Source organism: Pseudomonas sp. CFBP13528 (assembly GCF_005233615.1).
Taxonomy (GTDB): domain Bacteria; phylum Pseudomonadota; class Gammaproteobacteria; order Pseudomonadales; family Pseudomonadaceae; genus Aquipseudomonas; species Aquipseudomonas fluorescens_AM.
This window is the reverse complement of sequence record NZ_QGAJ01000001.1, coordinates 312,994-330,935: the sequence shown is the minus strand read 5'-3', so window position 1 is coordinate 330,935 and position 17,942 is coordinate 312,994. Positions and strand designations below refer to the sequence as shown.

The 17,942-nt window shown below is 61.7% G+C and carries 18 protein-coding genes; 9 read left to right on the top strand and 9 right to left on the bottom strand.

The genetic code is table 11. The annotated features are described in order from the left end of the window. Window positions 1-2: 2 nt before the first annotated feature. Window positions 3-221 (bottom strand): DUF1289 domain-containing protein, encoded by a 219-nt coding sequence (locus PspCFBP13528_RS01560; protein WP_065950395.1) that lies wholly within the window; start codon window positions 219-221, stop codon window positions 3-5. 2 nt (window positions 222-223) lie between these two features. Next, complete coding sequence (gene cyaY / locus PspCFBP13528_RS01555; protein ID WP_065950394.1) at window positions 224-556, bottom strand: iron donor protein CyaY; 333 nt, start codon at window positions 554-556, stop codon at window positions 224-226. 238 nt (window positions 557-794) lie between these two features. Here cyaY and PspCFBP13528_RS01550 point away from each other — a divergent pair, with 238 nt between their 5' ends. Genes PspCFBP13528_RS01550 through PspCFBP13528_RS01525 form a run of 6 tightly spaced genes read left to right on the top strand, consistent with a single transcriptional unit; the run spans window position 795 to window position 5,377 of the window. Next, window positions 795-962, top strand: coding sequence for a lipoprotein (locus tag PspCFBP13528_RS01550; protein WP_003195417.1), 168 nt, complete (start codon window positions 795-797; stop codon window positions 960-962). A 9-nt stretch (window positions 963-971) separates the two neighbouring features. Further along, the gene (gene lysA / locus PspCFBP13528_RS01545; protein ID WP_065950393.1) at window positions 972-2,219 is read left to right on the top strand and encodes a diaminopimelate decarboxylase; all 1,248 of its coding nucleotides are present in this window, start codon (window positions 972-974) and stop codon (window positions 2,217-2,219) included. 3 nt (window positions 2,220-2,222) lie between these two features. After that, entirely contained in the window at window positions 2,223-3,053 is an 831-nt protein-coding gene (gene dapF, locus PspCFBP13528_RS01540) for a diaminopimelate epimerase (RefSeq protein WP_065950392.1), read from the top strand. A 13-nt stretch (window positions 3,054-3,066) separates the two neighbouring features. Beyond that, the gene (locus PspCFBP13528_RS01535) at window positions 3,067-3,783 is read left to right on the top strand and encodes a DUF484 family protein (protein WP_065950391.1); all 717 of its coding nucleotides are present in this window, start codon (window positions 3,067-3,069) and stop codon (window positions 3,781-3,783) included. A gap of 2 nt (window positions 3,784-3,785) precedes the next feature. Next, window positions 3,786-4,685, top strand: a complete 900-nt coding sequence (gene xerC, locus PspCFBP13528_RS01530) for a tyrosine recombinase XerC (RefSeq protein WP_137199527.1) — start codon at window positions 3,786-3,788, stop codon at window positions 4,683-4,685. After that, window positions 4,682-5,377, top strand: coding sequence for an HAD family hydrolase (locus PspCFBP13528_RS01525; RefSeq protein WP_065950389.1), 696 nt, complete (start codon window positions 4,682-4,684; stop codon window positions 5,375-5,377). Before xerC ends, PspCFBP13528_RS01525 begins: the two co-directional genes overlap by 4 nt. A gap of 766 nt (window positions 5,378-6,143) precedes the next feature. Here the strand turns inward: PspCFBP13528_RS01525 and sutA are convergent. From sutA to glnK, 4 genes are all read right to left on the bottom strand, one after another. Further along, on the bottom strand, window positions 6,144-6,470 hold the full coding sequence (sutA, locus tag PspCFBP13528_RS01520; protein ID WP_065953216.1) for a transcriptional regulator SutA: 327 nt from the start codon (window positions 6,468-6,470) through the stop codon (window positions 6,144-6,146). A gap of 102 nt (window positions 6,471-6,572) precedes the next feature. After that, window positions 6,573-6,998, bottom strand: coding sequence for a secondary thiamine-phosphate synthase enzyme YjbQ (locus tag PspCFBP13528_RS01515; RefSeq protein WP_137199526.1), 426 nt, complete (start codon window positions 6,996-6,998; stop codon window positions 6,573-6,575). A gap of 210 nt (window positions 6,999-7,208) precedes the next feature. Continuing rightward, window positions 7,209-8,546: an ammonium transporter gene (locus PspCFBP13528_RS01510; RefSeq protein WP_010207459.1), complete on the bottom strand. Its 1,338-nt coding sequence runs from the start codon at window positions 8,544-8,546 to the stop codon at window positions 7,209-7,211. A gap of 35 nt (window positions 8,547-8,581) precedes the next feature. Continuing rightward, window positions 8,582-8,920, bottom strand: a complete 339-nt coding sequence (gene glnK / locus PspCFBP13528_RS01505; RefSeq protein WP_002555808.1) for a P-II family nitrogen regulator — start codon at window positions 8,918-8,920, stop codon at window positions 8,582-8,584. Between the two features lie 420 nt (window positions 8,921-9,340). Between glnK and PspCFBP13528_RS01500 the strand changes: the two genes are divergently transcribed. Beyond that, window positions 9,341-9,604 (top strand): accessory factor UbiK family protein, encoded by a 264-nt coding sequence (locus tag PspCFBP13528_RS01500; RefSeq protein ID WP_003195432.1) that lies wholly within the window; start codon window positions 9,341-9,343, stop codon window positions 9,602-9,604. A 283-nt stretch (window positions 9,605-9,887) separates the two neighbouring features. Further along, the gene (locus PspCFBP13528_RS01495; protein ID WP_137199525.1) at window positions 9,888-11,384 is read left to right on the top strand and encodes a YifB family Mg chelatase-like AAA ATPase; all 1,497 of its coding nucleotides are present in this window, start codon (window positions 9,888-9,890) and stop codon (window positions 11,382-11,384) included. 27 nt (window positions 11,385-11,411) lie between these two features. Here PspCFBP13528_RS01495 and PspCFBP13528_RS01490 read toward each other — a convergent pair whose 3' ends face one another. Together PspCFBP13528_RS01490 and PspCFBP13528_RS01485 are read right to left on the bottom strand one after the other, a co-directional pair. Beyond that, complete coding sequence (locus tag PspCFBP13528_RS01490) at window positions 11,412-13,388, bottom strand: methyl-accepting chemotaxis protein (RefSeq protein ID WP_137199524.1); 1,977 nt, start codon at window positions 13,386-13,388, stop codon at window positions 11,412-11,414. A 177-nt stretch (window positions 13,389-13,565) separates the two neighbouring features. Next, a complete protein-coding gene (locus PspCFBP13528_RS01485) occupies window positions 13,566-14,486 on the bottom strand; it encodes a LysR substrate-binding domain-containing protein (protein ID WP_065953219.1) in 921 nt (306 codons plus the stop codon). 150 nt (window positions 14,487-14,636) lie between these two features. On the opposite strand from PspCFBP13528_RS01485, the gene PspCFBP13528_RS01480 reads away from it, so the two are divergent. After that, window positions 14,637-16,040, top strand: a complete 1,404-nt coding sequence (locus PspCFBP13528_RS01480; RefSeq protein WP_137199523.1) for a NorM family multidrug efflux MATE transporter — start codon at window positions 14,637-14,639, stop codon at window positions 16,038-16,040. Window positions 16,041-16,074: 34 nt separating this feature from the next. Here the strand turns inward: PspCFBP13528_RS01480 and PspCFBP13528_RS01475 are convergent, their stop codons facing one another. Beyond that, the gene (locus PspCFBP13528_RS01475; RefSeq protein ID WP_065953221.1) at window positions 16,075-17,739 is read right to left on the bottom strand and encodes a bifunctional diguanylate cyclase/phosphodiesterase; all 1,665 of its coding nucleotides are present in this window, start codon (window positions 17,737-17,739) and stop codon (window positions 16,075-16,077) included. Window positions 17,740-17,942: the final 203 nt, after the last annotated feature.

Sequence of the window (17,942 nt, the reverse complement as noted above, 5' to 3'; positions counted from 1 at the left end):
CCTCAGGCGTGGGCCCGGCGTTGCTCGGCCTCGGCACAGATCACTCGGCGCCGCTCATCATCGGCGGAGCGCCATTCGCGGATATCTTCGACATGGCGAAAGCAGCCGAGGCAGACTTTCTGCTCGTCCAGGCGACACAAACTGATACAAGGTGACGGCACCGCCGGGCTGACATTGCTGAACAGCGGCTTGGCCGGGCGCGTGGGTACGGACTGGCTCACGATCAAATCTCGTCGAAATCCAGCTCGGCGCCGGATTGTTCCAGAACCAGACGCGCCAGCATCTCGCTGAGCAGCTCATCGCTGGTATCGCATTGCCAATTGTTGTCTTCTTCGTTGTAGTCGAAGTGAAAACCACCGGAACGTGCCGCCAGCCACAATTGCCGCAACGGTTCCTGACGGCTGAAGATCAACTGAGTGCCGTTCTCGAACTTGACCGTCAGCACGCCGGCCGAGTTTTCCAGGTCCACGTCCAAACCGCTGTCGTCGAAAATATCTTCCAGCGCCTGCTGGGTCGCATCCACCAGGTCGTGAAAACGGGCTTCGGTCAAACTCATTGTGGCAACCTCGAAAGTGTCTGGTTCTGCTCAAGCGCCGCACAATACGGACGCGCCCCGCCGATTGCAAAGGATACCGATTTCATCACAGATGGCGGTACGAAATATCCTCAACCAGCGTAGCCCGCTTCCCGACTATCTCGGCAAACCCCCGCCGGACGGGTATTCCAGCGCATAGGCAAGCTGGCGGGTGGTCGGTATACTCGGGCGCAATTAATGCATATTCAAGGATTTCGCCATGAAGCGCCTGATCTCTTCCCTTGCTGCGCTCGTCGCGGTCGCTTGCCTCGTTAGTGCCTGTGGTCAGAAAGGCCCGCTGTACCTGCCTGACGACAGCAAAGACCCGAACGAACAGGCGCAGTCGTCGCAAAAGCCGTCCAAAGCGCACAAGCACGACACTTACTAAGGGATCCTCATGGACGCTTTTAACTACCGGGACGGCGCGCTGTTCGCGGAAGGCGTGGCGCTGTCCGCGATTGCCCAGCGCTTTGGCACCCCGACTTATGTGTATTCGCGTGCCCATATCGAAGCGCAATACCGCTCGTTCACCGACCCGCTGGAAGGCGTGCCGCATCTGGTGTGCTACGCGGTAAAAGCCAACTCCAACCTGGGCGTGCTCAATGTCCTGGCGCGCCTTGGCGCCGGTTTCGACATTGTGTCCCGTGGCGAGCTGGAACGGGTATTGGCCGCTGGCGGCCAGGCCGACAAGATCGTGTTCTCCGGCGTCGGCAAGAGCCGCGAAGACATGCGCCGCGCCTTGGAAGTGGGTGTGCACTGCTTCAACATCGAGTCCACCGACGAACTGGAGCGCCTGCAGGCCGTCGCCGCCGAGATGGGCGTTCGCGCGCCGATCTCCCTGCGCGTCAATCCGGACGTCGACGCCGGCACTCACCCGTACATTTCCACCGGTCTCAAAGAGAACAAGTTCGGCATCGCCATCGCCGATGCCGAAGACGTTTATATCCGCGCCGCCCAATTGCCGAACCTGGACGTGTTGGGCGTCGACTGCCATATCGGCTCGCAACTGACCACCCTGCCGCCGTTCCTCGACGCTCTGGACCGCCTGCTGGCGCTGATCGACCGCCTGGGCGACTGCGGCATCTACCTGCATCACATCGATCTGGGTGGCGGTGTGGGCGTGCGTTACCGCGATGAAGAGCCGCCATTGATTGCCGACTACATCAAGGCCGTGCGCGAGCGCCTCGAGGGCCGCGACCTGACGCTGATGTTCGAGCCGGGCCGCTATATCGTCGCCAATGCCGGTGTGCTGCTGACCCAGGTCGAGTACCTCAAGCACACCGAGCACAAGGACTTCGCCATCGTCGACGCGGCGATGAACGACCTTATCCGCCCGGCGTTGTACCAGGCCTGGATGAACGTCACAGCGGTGACGCCTCGCCACAGCCAGGCGCGTGCGTACGACATTGTCGGCCCGATCTGTGAGACCGGCGACTTCCTGGCCAAGGATCGTCAGCTGGCCCTGGAGGAAGGCGACCTGCTGGCCGTGCATTCGGCCGGTGCCTATGGGTTTGTCATGAGTTCCAACTACAACACCCGCGGCCGCGCCGCCGAGGTGCTGGTGGACGGTGATCAAGCGTTTGAAGTGCGTCGCCGCGAGACGGTAGCCGAGTTGTATGCTGGCGAAAGCCTGCTGCCGGAGTAAGCCATGCTGCTGCGTTTTACCAAGATGCACGGACTGGGCAATGACTTCATGGTTCTCGACCTGGTCAGCCAGCACGCGCACATCCTGCCCAAGCACGCCAAACAATGGGGCGACCGGCATACCGGTATCGGCTTCGACCAACTGCTGCTGGTGGAAGCGCCGACCAACCCGGAGGTGGATTTCCGTTATCGGATCTTCAACTCCGACGGCTCCGAAGTGGAACAGTGCGGCAACGGTGCGCGCTGCTTCGCGCGATTTGTGCTGGACAAGCGTCTGACCGCCAAGCGCCAGATTCGCGTCGAAACCAAGGGCGGCGTGATCGAACTGGATATCCGCAGTGACGGCCAGATCAGCGTCAACATGGGCGCGCCGCGCCTGGTGCCGGCGGATATTCCGTTCCAGGCGCCCGAGCAGGCCCTCAGTTATGCGCTGGATGTGGACGGCAATACGGTCAATATCGCCGCCGTGTCCATGGGCAATCCCCATGCGGTGCTGAGGGTCAATGACATCAACAATGCGCCCGTGCACGAACTGGGGCCGAAGATCGAACATCACCCGCGCTTTCCGGCGCGGGTCAACGTGGGCTTCCTGCAGGTGATCGACCGTTCTCGCGCGCAATTGCGCGTGTGGGAACGCGGCGCCGGCGAAACCCAGGCCTGCGGCACCGGCGCCTGCGCCGCTGCCGTGGCCGCGATCAGCCAGGGGTGGATGGATTCGCCGCTGCTGATCGACCTGCCGGGTGGACGCTTGTCCATCGAATGGGCAGGCCCTGGTCACCCGGTGATGATGACCGGGCCGGCCACGCGTGTATACGAAGGACAGGTCCGTCTATGAGTGAGCCAAGCCAATGACCGATAAGCCTCAAGTACCCGCACCCGTCACCTCAAGTGAAAGCCTGGAGGCCGCTGCGGTCGCGGCGTACCTTGAGGCTCATCCGGACTTCTTCGTCGAGCACGAAGAATTGCTCCCGGCATTGCGCATCCCTCACCAACGCGGCGACACCGTGTCGTTGGTGGAGCGGCAGATGAAGATCCTGCGCGAGCGCAATATCGAAATGCGCCACCGGCTTTCGCACCTGATGGACGTGGCTCGCGACAATGATCGCCTGTTTGAAAAGACCCGTCGCCTGATCCTGACCCTGATGGACGCCGCCAGCCTGGAAGAAACCGTGATGGCGGTGGAAGACAGCCTGCGCCAGGACTTCCAGGTGCCCTTTGTCAGCCTGATCCTGTTCAGCGACAACCCGATGCCGGTGGGTCGCTGGGTCAGCGGTGGCGAAGCACAGACCGCCATCGGCGGCCTGCTTTCGGAAGGCAAGACCATCAGCGGCACCCTGCGCGAGCATGAACTGGACTTCCTGTTCGGCGCCGAACAGCGCAAACAGATCGGCTCTGCCGCCGTGGTTGCCCTCAGCCACCAAGGCCTGCACGGCGTACTGGCCATCGCCAGCCGGGATCCGGCGCACTATAAAAGCTCGGTGGGCACCCTGTTCCTGACCTATATCGCCCAAGTGCTGGGCCGCGTCCTGCCGCGCTTCACCACTGCCCTGCGCGCGGTGCGCTAGCCATGGAACGGCAACTGGACGCTTACTGCGCTCACCTGCGCAACGAGCGCCAGGTGTCGCCTCATACACTGGACGCCTACCGGCGGGACTTGAACAAGGTCCTGGCCTTTTGCGAAAAGCAGCAGGTTGCCAGCTGGAAAGCCCTGGATATCCAGAGCCTGCGCAGCCTGGTCGCACGGCTGCACCAGCAAGGCCAGTCCTCGCGCAGCCTGTCGCGCCTGCTGTCGGCGGTGCGCGGCCTCTATCACTACCTGAACCGCGAAGGCCTGTGCGACCACGACCCGGCCAATGGCCTGTCGCCGCCCAAAGGCGAGCGACGCCTGCCCAAGACCCTGGACACCGACCGCGCCCTGCAACTGCTGGATGGCGCGGTCGAGGATGACTTTCTTGCCCATCGCGACCAGGCGATCCTCGAACTGTTCTACTCCTCGGGCCTGCGCCTGTCGGAGCTGACCGGCCTGAATCTTGAGCAACTGGACCTGGCCGATGGGCTGGTGCAGGTGCTGGGTAAAGGCAGCAAGACGCGTGTGCTGCCGGTCGGCAGGAAGGCTCGCGAAGCCCTGGAGCTGTGGCTGCCGTTACGGGCGCTGGGCAATCCGAAAGACGACGCGGTATTCATCAGCCAACAAGGTCGACGCCTGGGGCCACGGGCCATTCAGTTGCGCGTGAAGGCTGCCGGCGAACGCGAACTGGGGCAAAACCTTCACCCACATATGCTCAGGCACTCCTTTGCCAGCCATATGCTGGAGTCGTCCCAGGACTTGCGCGCGGTCCAGGAGCTGCTCGGCCACGCCGATATCAAGACCACGCAAATCTACACCCACCTCGACTTCCAGCACCTGGCAACGGTGTACGACAGCGCCCATCCACGGGCCAAACGCATCAAGGGCGGCGACTCATGAGCATCAAGCTGATCACCTTCGACCTGGACGACACGCTCTGGGACAACGTACCCGTCATCATCAGCGCCGAAGCGTCAATGCGCGAATGGTTGGCGGTCAATGCATCCAAGGTCGGCGACTTGCCCCTGGAGCATTTCGCCAGCCTGCGCCAACAGGTGCTGGCGCGTCATCCTGAACTAAAACACCGCATCAGCGTCCTGCGCCACCGCGTATTGCTGCATGCGTTCGAAGAGGCCGGCTACCCGCAGCCTGCAGCGACCGAGATGGCCGATGTGTGTTTTGAGGCGTTCATTCATGCGCGACACCAGCTCACGGTCTTTCCCGAAGCCGAACCGATGCTCAAAGCGCTACGCCAGCACTTCCTTCTGGGGGTGATCACCAACGGCAATGCAGACGTACAACGCGTGGGCCTGGCGGACTACTTCCACTTTGCCCTGCGCGCTGAAGACATCGGTATTGCCAAGCCGGATGCGCGGTTGTTTGAGGAGGCGTTGCAGCGCGGCGGTGTGGACGCCAGTGCGGCGGTGCATGTGGGCGATCATCCTGGGGATGACATCGCCGGCGCGCAGCAGGCGGGGTTACGGGCGGTGTGGTTCAACCCGACAGGCAAGGTGTGGGAAGCGCCAAAGCGTCCGGACGCAGAGATTCGTAGCCTGACGGAGTTGCCGGAGTTGCTGCGCAGTTGGCAATAACGCTATAGCGGCAACACTGAGGACAAAATGTGGGAGGGGGCTTGCCCCCGATAGCGGTGTATCAGCCGGCAAATGTACTGGCTGACCCACTGCAATCGGGGGCAAGCCCCCTCCCACAGGTGGATAACTGCCAGGCTCGAGTAAATCATCGGGCATGAAAAAACCCGCAGCGACGGCGGGCTTCTTCCTACAAACAGTAACGCTATAGCGTCAACACTGAGGAAAATGTGGGAGGGGGCTTACCCCCGATAGCGGTGTATCAGCCGGCAAATGGACTGGCTGAGCCACTGCAATCGGGGGCAAGCCCCCTCCCACAGGTGGATCACTGCCAGGCTCAAGTAAATCATCGGGCATGAAAAAACCCGCAGCGACGGCGGGCTTCTTCCTACAAACAGTAACGCTATAGCGACAACACTGAGGACAAAATGTGGGAGGGGGCTTGCCCCCGATAGCNAATCGGGGGCAAGCCCCCTCCCACAGGTGGATCACTGCCAGGCTCGAGTAAATCATCGGGCATGAAAAAACCCGCAGCGACGGCGGGCTTCTTCCTACAAACAGTAACGCTATAGCGTCAACACTGAGGAAAATGTGGGAGGGGGCTTGCCCCCGATAGCGGTGTATCAGCCGGAAAATGTACTGGCTGAGCCACTGCAATCGGGGGCAAGCCCCCTCCCACAGTTGGATCACTGCCAGGCTCGAGTAAATCATCGGGCATGAAAAAACCCGCAGCGACGGCGGGCTTCTTCCTACAAGCAGTTAGCTGACCTCAGATGGGACGGCTACCGTACTTGTTATCCGGCTTTTTCGGTGGATCCGCTACCACATTGGGCTCGACCTCGACCACTTTGCCGCCTTTGGCGAGGAATTCTTCCATCGCACGGGCCAAGGCATCGCGTTCTTTGTTCTTGGCTTCAACGCTGGGCAGCTCGTCTACCGAAACAGCAGCCTTGGCCTTGCCTTTGGCTTTGGGAGCGGCGTCATCGCCAGCACTGTCCTCAAGGTCTTCAGCAACGTCCTCAGCCGCCACTTCAAGACTGTCTTCAGTGTCGTCACCTACTTCCAGGTCGTCGTTTTCCAGATCATCGTCGCTCATGTTCTACCTCATGACTTGCGAAAAGCAGATTAGTTATAGCCCAGCTTTACCCTCTGTCGAGGCGGCCGGAAAAAAATCAACATCCACTGGATCACCAGTGGCTTATGCCCCTTCACCGTGCAAGGTGGCGAGGACTTTACGAGCACCGCCATGATCACGGTGCTCGCCCAGATAAACACCTTGCCAGGTCCCCATCGCCAAGCGGCCGGCCTTCACCGGCAAACTCAGCTGGCAGCCCAGGAGACTGGCCTTGAAGTGCGCCGGCAGATCATCCGGGCCTTCGTCGTTGTGTTCGAATCCCGCCTGGCCTTGCGGCACCAGCAGGTTGAAAAGACGTTCGAAGTCGCGGCGAACCGCCGGATCGGCATTCTCGTTGACCGTCAACGAGGCCGAGGTGTGCTGCAGCCACAGATGCAACAAACCCACGCGGCAGGCCTTCAATTCAGGCAAGCCGGCAAGCAACTCGTCGGTCACCAGGTGAAAGCCCCGGGGCTTGGCCCGCAGCGTAATCAGGGTCTGTTGCCACATACAGTTCTCCGCCCATCGGCGCGCATTCTAGCGCGCTCTGGAAAAAAACAAAGTGCCGAATACGCCCACATGCCTGTAAGACATTCGCACCCTTGAAAGTGCCGTGTGGATCCCATCACAAAGTCGATGAAAAACCCATGCAACTTATAGTCAAAGACAAACGCCAGGCAAAAAAATGCCCGGCAAGCCGGGCATCTTTTTTTTGTGTATTTACAAGTTGTAACCGCGCTCGTTGTGTTGCGCCAGGTCGAGGCCGACCGCCTCTTCCTCTTCAGTGACACGCAGGCCCATGACCATGTCCAGTACCTTGAGAATGACGTAGGTGACAATCGCCGTATAGATCACAGTGAAGCCGACACCTTTGCACTGGATCCAGACCTGTGCAGCGACGTCAGTCACGGTGCCGAAGCCGCCCAGTGCCGGAGCTGCGAACACACCGGTGAGGATCGCACCGACGATACCGCCGATACCGTGTACGCCAAATGCGTCCAGGGAGTCATCGTAGCCCAGCTTGCGCTTGAGGCTGGTTGCGCAGAAGAAACAGATCACACCGGCGACCAGGCCGATCACCAGAGCCCCCATCGGCCCCACGGTGCCGGCAGCTGGCGTGATTGCGACCAGGCCGGCCACTACGCCCGAGGCGATACCCAGTGCGCTTGGCTTACCGTGGGTGATCCACTCGGCGAACATCCAGCCCAGCGCAGCGGCAGCAGTGGCGATCTGGGTGACCAGCATCGCCATACCGGCCGTGCCGTTGGCGGCAGCAGCGGAACCGGCGTTGAAGCCGAACCAGCCGATCCACAGCATGGCCGCGCCGATCAAGGTGTAACCCAGGTTGTGCGGTGCCATCGGGGTGGTCGGGAAGCCTTTGCGCTTGCCGAGCACGATGCACGCCACCAGGCCAGCCACACCAGCGTTGATGTGCACCACGGTGCCACCGGCGAAATCCAGCACACCCCAGTCCCACATCAGGCCGCCGTTGCCGCTCCAGACCATGTGCGCGATCGGCGCATAGACCAGGGTGAACCAGATGGCCATGAAGATCAGCATCGCGGAAAACTTCATGCGCTCGGCGAATGCACCGACGATCAGCGCCGGAGTGATGATGGCAAACGTCATCTGGAAGGTGATGAACACCGCTTCCGGGAACAGCGCCGCAGGCCCGGTGATGCTGGCCGGGGTGACACCCGCCAGGAATGCCTTGCCCATGCCGCCGAAGAAGGAGTTGAAGTTGACGACGCCCTGTTCCATACCGGTGGTATCGAACGCAATGCTGTAGCCGTAGACAACCCACAGGATGCTGATCAGGCCGGTAATGGCAAAGCACTGCATCATTACCGAAAGAATATTCTTGGAGCGGACCATGCCGCCGTAAAACAGTGCCAGGCCAGGAATGGTCATGAACAGCACCAGTGCAGTGGCGGTCAGCATCCAGGCAGTATCGCCGGAATTGAGGACTGGAGCCGCCACTTCGTCCGCCGCCATGGCAAGGCTTGGCATTACGATGGACAACAGGGCTCCGAGCCCTGCGAATTTACGCAGAGTCATAGTGTTTTTCTCCTGGGGCGTTGGGGTTTGGCGGCTTAGATTGCGTCGGTATCGGTTTCGCCGGTACGGATGCGGATAGCCTGTTCCAGATTGACCACGAAGATCTTGCCGTCACCGATCTTGCCGGTGTTGGCAGCCTTGGTTATCGCCTCGATAACCCGGTCAAGATCCTTGTCGTCAATGGCGACATCAATCTTCACCTTCGGCAGGAAATCGACCACGTATTCCGCGCCACGATACAGCTCGGTATGACCCTTCTGCCGACCGAAGCCCTTGACCTCAGTGACGGTAATGCCCTGCACGCCGATCTCGGACAGTGACTCGCGTACGTCGTCCAACTTGAACGGCTTGATGATGGCAGTGACTAGCTTCATGAAAACTCTCTCCCGAATTGGTGGACTTGCCCCAGGAAAACAAACCCGTCTCAAGTCTAAGCGCAGTGCCTGGCTTTGTAACGCATCGTCGCCTGCGTATTAGCGTGGCGACGCCAGCGAACCACTGGTGACGAAACCTGTACCCCTGATCCGTCGGCGCACTGCATTCGTCACAGCGACTGCATCAGTGCATGGGTCATGATCGTCTAAGCAGAAACCTTGCCAGCTCCGTAAAAATCACTGAAATCAGTCCGTTGTCCACTTATGCCCACCTGCGGGGCGTTACGGCAGCGGCGATGCGCATCAAAACAGTGCGTGGCCGCCCATCCCCATGCGCGAAAAGCGTGCGAGCCAGGCCATGAAAAGACTATAGACGCTGCGTGATACACTGCTGGCCAACTGTTTTCCGGAATATTTCCCATGCTCGCGCCCAAAGACTTCCTCGACGCCCTGAGCGGCCACGCCTCTCGCCTGTTCAGCGGCGACACCCCGCTGCCCCGCAACGAAATCGAAAGCCAGTTCAAGGCCCTGCTGCAAAGTGGCTTCAGCAAGCTTGATCTGGTCAGCCGTGAAGAATTCGACAGCCAGATGGTGGTGTTGGCCCGCACCCGTGCACGACTGGAGAGCCTGGAGGCGAAGGTAGCGGAACTGGAAGCGCGGCTGACGCCCCCATCGGCTGAATAAACCCGATGAGTGTGGGGGTGAGCAAGCCCTCATGCCGCCCCCTGTAGGAGCGAGCTTGCTCGCGAAAAACTCATAGGCACCGCGTTCATTCAGGAAGCACGCGTTATCGTTGACGTTTTTCGCGAGCAAGCTCGCTCCTACAAAAAGCCTTAGCATCAGGGCTTGCCCCCTCCCTCACTTCGTTGTCTGGATACGTTCTGTAAAACCTCCCCGCTGTGCGCATTCCCACCTCGTCTACCCTTGAATAATCCGCAGGCAGCGGCCCCCCATTCAAGGATCGAGCATGTCCCTCGCCATCGTCCACAGCCGCGCCCAGGTCGGCGTCGAAGCCCCCGCCGTCACTGTCGAAGTGCACATGGCCAATGGGTTGCCGTCACTGACGCTGGTGGGCCTGCCGGAAGCTGCAGTAAAGGAAAGCAAGGACCGCGTACGCAGCGCCATTCTCAACTCGGCCCTGCAATACCCGGCGCGGCGCATCACGCTCAACCTCGCGCCCGCCGACCTGCCCAAGGACGGCGGGCGTTTTGATCTGGCGATAGCCCTTGGGATCCTGGCGGCCAGCGTGCAGGTCCCGGCGTTGATGCTCGATGAGGTTGAGTGCCTGGGAGAGTTGGCGCTGTCCGGCGAAGTACGTGCAGTGAAAGGCGTGTTGCCGGCCGCTTTGGCGGCGCGCAAGGCCGGACGCACCTTGATAGTGCCCAGGGCAAACGCTGAGGAGGCGTGCCTGGCGTCAGGGTTGACGGTGATTGCAGTGGATCACTTGCTACAGGTGGTGGCGCACTTGAATGGGCATGTGCCGATCGAGCCCTACCGGTCGGACGGCTTGTTGTACCTGAACAAACCTTACCCGGACCTCAGTGAAGTCCAGGGCCAATTGGCTGCCAAGCGTGCCTTGCTGATCGCAGCCGCGGGGGCGCATAACCTGCTGTTCAGCGGCCCGCCCGGCACCGGCAAGACGCTGCTCGCCAGCCGCCTGCCGGGGTTGCTGCCACCGCTCAGTGAGCAGGAAGCGCTGGAAGTCGCGGCAATTCAATCCGTGGTCAGCCTGGCACCGTTGAGCCATTGGCCGCACCGGCCGTTTCGCCAGCCGCACCACTCGGCGTCGGGCCCTGCACTGGTCGGCGGCGGATCGAAGCCGCAACCGGGCGAAATCACCCTGGCCCACCACGGCGTGTTGTTCCTGGATGAATTGCCGGAATTTGACCGCAAGGTGCTGGAAGTCCTGCGCGAGCCACTTGAATCGGGACATATCGTGATTTCCCGCGCCCGCGACCGGGTGAGGTTCCCCGCGCGCTTTCAACTGGTCGCGGCGATGAACCCCTGCCCTTGCGGTTATATGGGCGAACCCAGCGGCCGTTGCCGGTGTACACCGGAACAGATACAGCGCTATCGCAACAAGCTCTCGGGGCCGTTGCTGGACCGGATCGATCTGCACCTGACGGTGGCGCGGGAAGCCACGGCGCTGAGCCCGGCACAACAGACCGATGACACCACCGCGAAAACGGCCGCGTTGGTGGCCGACGCGCGGGAACGCCAGCAACGACGCCAGGGCTGCGCCAACGCATTCCTCGACCTGCCGGGGCTGCGCGAGCACTGCACGCTGGCGAAGGTCGACGAACGCTGGCTGGAGAACGCCTGCGAGCGGCTGACGCTTTCGTTGCGGGCGGCCCATCGCTTGCTCAAGGTGGCGCGTACGTTGGCGGACCTGGAACAAACAGACGCCATCGCTCGCCACCATTTGCAAGAGGCCTTGCAATACCGCCCGGCGGCGACCTCTTGAGCCTTGCGCAGCAGCCAAAGGGCTGACTTAGCGGAAGCGATCCACCTCATGCCGCAAGCCCGCCGCCAGGGTTTCCAGCTCTTTGGCGGTGATCGCCAGGTTCGACACCACTTCACGCTGCTCGCTGTTAGCCAGTGCAATGCTCTGCAAGTTACTGCTGAGCAACGTCGCGGTGCTGCTCTGCTCCTGGGTGGCGGTGGTGATTGCGGCGAACTGCTGCCCGGCCGAGCGGCTCTGCTCGTCGATGCGCGCCAGGGCCGAGGCCACATCCGCGTTGCGCGACAGGCCTTCCTGCATCAGCACGTTGCCGTGCTCCATGGTACTGATGGCATTACCGGTTTCCTGCTGGATGCTCTGGATCATTCCGGAAATTTCATCCGTGGCCTGGCGGGTGCGCGAGGCCAGGTTGCGCACTTCGTCTGCGACCACGGCAAAGCCGCGACCTTGCTCACCCGCGCGGGCCGCTTCGATGGCGGCATTGAGCGCGAGCAGGTTGGTCTGTTCGGCAATCGAGGTGATCACGCCGACGATACCGCCGATTTCCTGGGAGCGCTGGCCCAGGGTGTTGATCACCATAGCGGTGCTGTTCAGCGCGGTGGCGATATGTTCCAGGGACGACGAAGCCTCCTCCATCGAGGCACGCCCGATACGGGTCTGCTGGGCATTTTCCTGGGCCAGACGCTCGGTGTTGCCCATGTTGTCGGCGATATTCAGCGAGGTGGCGCTGAATTCTTCCACCGCGCCGGCCATGCTGGTGATCTCGCCGGACTGCTGCTCCATGCCTTCATAAGCGCCGCCAGACAACCCCGACAGCGCCTGGGCACGGCTGTTGACCTCTTCAGCCGCCTTGCGGATGTGCGAAACCATGGTCGACAGCGCCTCGCCCATCTGGTTGAAGCTGCGCGCCAATTGGCCGATTTCGTCATGGCTGGAAACATTGAGGCGCGCACTCAGGTCACCTGCGCCGAGCGCTTGAGCCTGAAGCACCAAGTCACTCAATGGCGCGAGCTTGCTGCGCAACAGCCATACCGTGGCCCCCACGGCCAACAGCATGGCCAGCACGCTGCCAATGACCAGGCGCATGCCGACGTCCCACGTCACTGCACGAATCTCGGCCTTGGGCATACTTGCCACGACCGCCCAAGGGCCACCCTCGAAGGGTACCGACACGCTGTAGAAATCTTCGTTCTTGTCACTCCAGAAGCGGCCTTCACCGGGTTTCTTCGCCAAGTCGAGCATCACTGCGACAGCTTGATCCAAGGCTTGCACACCGGCCGGCGGTACCAACCAGTGCTTCTGTTCATCCAGCAGCGACAAGGAGCCGGTCTGGCCGATACGGAAGCGCTTGAGGTTGTCGAACTGGGCTTTCTGTTCGTCGGTGTAGTCGAACCCGATGAACAATACCGCGATGACCTTTCCGCTGGCGTCACGCACCGGGCTGTACTGGGTCATATAGGAGCGATCGAACAACACTGCCCGGCCGATGTAGGCCTGCCCGTTGAACACACGCTGGTAGGCCGGGCCCTGGCGATCCAGCACGGTGCCGATGGCGCGGTTGCCATCCTGCTTGGTCAGGGAGGTGCTGATGCGGATGAAGTCATCGCCGCTGCGCACGAATACCGTGGCCACGCCGCCGGACATGTCCTTGAATTCGTCCACTTCGCCGAAGTTGTTGTTCAGTAACTCGCTGCCCAGGTACAGGCTTGGGGTTTGTACACCGGCCACGGCGACAGGCTGGTCCGCACGCACGCTCAAGCCGGCGCCGAAGCGCTTTTCAAACAGCCCGCTCAAACGCTGAGTGCTCTCGCGCAAGGTGCTGTGGAAGGTATTGAGTTGGTCGGCGAGCAGACGCGCCTCGCTGGCCAAGTGTTCCTCGCGGGTGGCGAGGTTGGCGGTATCGAGCGAGCGTAGAGCGAAGACGGTACTGCCGCTGATGACGACAGCCAGAATCACGGCCAATGCGAGGCCTAACTGGGAAGCGATCCGAGCGCGAGGTTGAGACATGACAGCTCCTGAGCCGAGGCCAGGATCATCCTGATCTCTTAGCGCTGCTCGGCGAATTATCTAGTGGGAAACGTGGTGCACGAGGGTTCCAACCCACCTACTTCGGCGGGGTTCCACAATACTTGAGCGATTCACAGGGGTGTCACGCAAACGATTGCTCTTCATGCGCAGACCCTTTCATTCGAGGCGAGTCACAGCGGGCAGAACCATCGCCTGCACCTCGCCCTGTAGAAACTCCGCCAGGCGCCGCAGGCGCTCACCGCCGGGACGGGTTTTCGGCCACACCAGGTAATAACTTTCCCCGCTGGCGACGGCCGTTGGCCACGGCAGGCTCAAGCGTTTCTGCGCGACGTCCTCGGCCACCATCAACAGGTCTCCCATGGACACGCCATAACCGCGCGCGGCAGCGATCATGCCCAACTCCAGCGTGTCGAACACCTGCCCACCCTTGAGCGAGACCCGGGAGGTCAGCCCCATGCGCTCCAGCCAGTAACGCCAGTCACGCCGGTCCGGGGTCGGGTGCAGCAATTCGGTCGTTGCCAACCGCTGCGCGTCCCAAGGGCCGTCGTCCAATAGATTGGGCGCGCCCACCGGAATCAGCATTTCGGCAAACAGGTAGCTGGCCTCCCAGTCCGCCGGAAAGTGCCCGTTACTGAGCAACACTGCGCAATCGAACGGTTCCTGATTGAAGTCCACTTCATCGATGTTCATCCACGCGCTGGTGAGCTGCACCTCGTTGCCCGGCTGCAGGGCCCGAAAGCGGCTCAACCGCGCCAACAGCCAGCGCATGGTCAGGGTGGACGGTGCTTTCATGCGCAAGATGTCATCTTCGGCGTTCAGGGTATGGCAGGCGCGCTCCAGGGCGGCGAAGCCTTCGCGCACGCCGGGCAGCAACAAACGCGCCGCTTCCGTGAGTTGCAAGGTACGGCCGTTGCGCTGGAACAGCCGGCAGGCGAAATGCTCCTCGAGCGTACGAATATGCCGGCTGACCGCACTCTGGGTAATCGACAACTCCTGCGCCGCGCGGGTGAAGGAGTGGTGACGGGACGCGGCCTCGAATGCCCGCAGGGCGTAAAGCGGGGGAAGACGACGAGACATTTGATAACTCCGACAGCGCAATTGGCAAACCCTACCAGAATCGATCAGGCATGAGTTTTAATCATGCAAACAATCACTTTTATCCTTTTGTGCAATGCGCCGAAAGCGCCGAGAATCAACCGTCCGCACCTCCCAGACATTTCGAGATTGATGATCATGCAGCATCCGGCACGTACCGAACTCTGGGCCATTCTGCGGCTGTCGGGGCCGTTGATTGCCTCACAGTTGGCGCACATGCTGATGGTGTTGACCGACACCCTGATGATGGCCCGCCTGAGCCCCGAAGCCCTGGCCGGTGGGGGGCTGGGCGCGGCGACCTATTCGTTCGTGGCGATTTTCTGCATCGGCGTGATCGCGGCAGTGGGCACCCTTGTGGCCATCCGTCACGGCGCTGGCGACATCGACGGCGCCACCCGGCTGACCCAGGCCGGGCTGTGGCTCGCGTGGTTGATGGCCCTGGCGGCGGCGCTGCTGCTGTGGAACCTCAAGCCGGTGCTGCTGTTGTTCGGCCAGACCGAAACCAACGTGCAGGCCGCCGGACAATTTCTGACCCTCCTGCCCTTCGCCCTGCCCGGCTATCTCAGCTTCATGGCACTACGTGGTTTCACCAGTGCCATCGGCAAAGCCACCCCGGTGATGGTCATCAGCCTGTGCGGCACGGTGGTCAACTACCTGCTCAATCACGCGCTGATCGAAGGCATGTTCGGCCTGCCCAGACTCGGGTTGATGGGCATTGGCCTGGTGACGGCCATTGTCGCCAATGGCATGGCGTTGGCGCTGATGTGGTACATCCGCAGCAACCGCACCTACGCCGCCTATCCGCTGAGCAGCGGGCTGCTGCGCCTCAATACCCAGTACCTGCGCGAGTTGTGGCGCCTGGGGCTGCCAATTGGTGGCACGTATGCGGTGGAAGTCGGGCTGTTTGCGTTTGCGGCGCTGTGCATGGGCACCATGGGCAGTACGCAGTTGGCGGCGCACCAGATTGCCCTGCAAATCGTCTCGGTGGCGTTCATGGTTCCGGCGGGAATGTCCTACGCGGTGACCATGCGTATCGGCCAGCATTATGGCGCCGGGCAGTTGCTGCGGGCACGTATGGCCGGACGGGTCGGCATCGGCTTTGGTGCCCTATTGATGCTGGGGTTTGCCGTGGTGTTCTGGCTTTTTTCCGACCCGCTGATCGGGCTGTTCCTCGACCATGACGATCCGGCGTTTCATGACGTCATCGTCCTGGCCGTCAGCCTGCTGGCCGTCGCCGCCTGGTTCGAGCTGTTCGATGGCGTGCAGACCATCGCCATGGGCTGCATCCGTGGCCTCAAGGACGCCAAGACCACGTTCCTGGTGGGGCTCGGTTGCTACTGGCTGATCGGCGCGCCAGCGGCCTGGTTGATGGCGTTCACCCTGGGCTGGGGGCCGACCGGTGTGTGGTGGGGCCTGGCATTGGGGTTGGCGTGTGCGGCGGTGAGCCTGACCTGGGCGTTCGAGACGAAGATGAAGCGGATGATTCGGCGAGAGCCGGACATACAGCCTGCCTTTCAGGCGGCGCAGACAGAGTAAAGCCCTGCTCGGTCAGACCTGTGGGAGTGGGTACTCAGCCCGACAACGCCTGCTGGCTTTGGCCGGACGTCAGATATTCCACCAGCTCAGCCAACGGCAACGGTTTACTGATCAAGTAACCCTGGGCTTGATCGCAACCAAACAGTCTCAGAAGTTCAAGCTGCTCGAGGGTTTCCACGCCTTCGGCCACCACTTCCAGGTTGAGGTTGTGGGCCAGGTTGATCATGGCGTGTACCAGCTTGCGATTCTCTTCGCGCTCTTCCATGCCGCCGACGAAGCTCTTGTCGATCTTCAACAAGGCAATCGGCAGGCTGTTGAGGTGCACGAACGATGAAAAACCGGTACCGAAGTCATCCAGGGAAAACCGCACGCCGAGGCGGCCGAGGGCGTCCATGGTCTGTTTGACCAGGTCGCTGCGACGCATCACAGCGGTTTCGGTCAGCTCGAATTCCAGCCATTGCGCTTCCACGCCGCGCTCGGCAATCAGGCGGCTGAGTGTCGAGAGCAACTGACTGTCCTGGAACTGGCGAAACGACAGGTTGACCGCCATATGCAACGCCGGCAGGCCGCGTTCGCGCAGGTCCTGCATGTCGCGCAGGGCCCGGGATATCACCCAATAACCCAACGGCACGATCAGGCCGCTCTGCTCGGCCAGGGGCACGAACTCGCTCGGAGGCAACAGGCCACGCTCGCCGTGGCGCCAGCGCACCAGGGCCTCGAGGCCGACGATATGCCCGTCATCCAGGTCCAGGCGCGGCTGGTAATGCAGCTCCAGCTCATCGCGGCGCAAGGCACGGCGCAACTCGCTTTCCAGATCGGCCAGGCTGCGCGCGTTGCGGTTGATGCGTTCGTTGAAGATATGAAAGGTGCAGCCCTGGGTGCTTTTGGCCTGTTGCATGGCGATATGGGCGTGCCACATCAACGGATCGGCCCCGGCACGGGCTCGGGCATGCGCCACGCCCAGGCTGCAGCCGATCAGCAGGCTTTCGCCGTCCACCCAGTACGGCTCGGCCATCACTTCGGTGATGCGCTCGGCCATCCATTCGGCGCGCTGGGGCGCACGGCGGGTGTCGATCAGCAGCGCGAACTCATCGCTGCCCAGGCGCGCCAGTTGATCACCGGCTTCAAGCTGGCTCTTGAGCCGTGAGACCACCTGCAGAATCAAGCGGTCGCCGGCCTGGTGACCGAGGGCATCGTTGGCGTGACGGAAATTGTCCAGGTCCAGATGACCGAGCGCCAGGCCGCGGCCTTCGTTTTCCGCCAGCCGTGCCGCCAGCAAGGTCTGGAAACCCTGACGATTGGCGATACCGGTCAGCGGATCCTGTTCGGCCAAGCGCTGCAACGTGTTTTCCAGCACGCCTCGCTCGCGCACATGGCGCAGGCAGCGGCGCAAGGTACTGGCGTCCAGCGCAGAATGGATCAGCCAATCGCTGACACCGAGCGGCGCAACCAGCGGCTCCTGTTCCAGCAGCAATACACACGGCAGGCTGCAACGACCCGGACCGGGTTGCAGGTCGGGCGTGGTCAATAGCACCGCTTCGTGATCGTCGTCGAACAGACGACTCACCGAATCCCAACTGGGTGCACTGATCAGCACAGCCCCATCGCCCATCGGCGCCAGGCACTCGCGCAACAACGCTGCCCACGCCGGCGTATCGGCCAGCAGCAGCAAACGCAAGGGTTCGACAGGCGTAGACAAGCTAGCTCCCTAGACTCTGCAAAAATTCGTTGGCGGCGGGCATTATGACGTGCGGCCTGACGATAACAAATGCATGACCCATGATAGGTGTTATCAAACACGCAGACTGTGAAAAATAGTCGCGATACCCCCGACATCCTGCGGCAAAGTAGCAAAACCGGCAAATTTAGATCGAGTGGTACGTCACACCGTCGTTCTAAGGC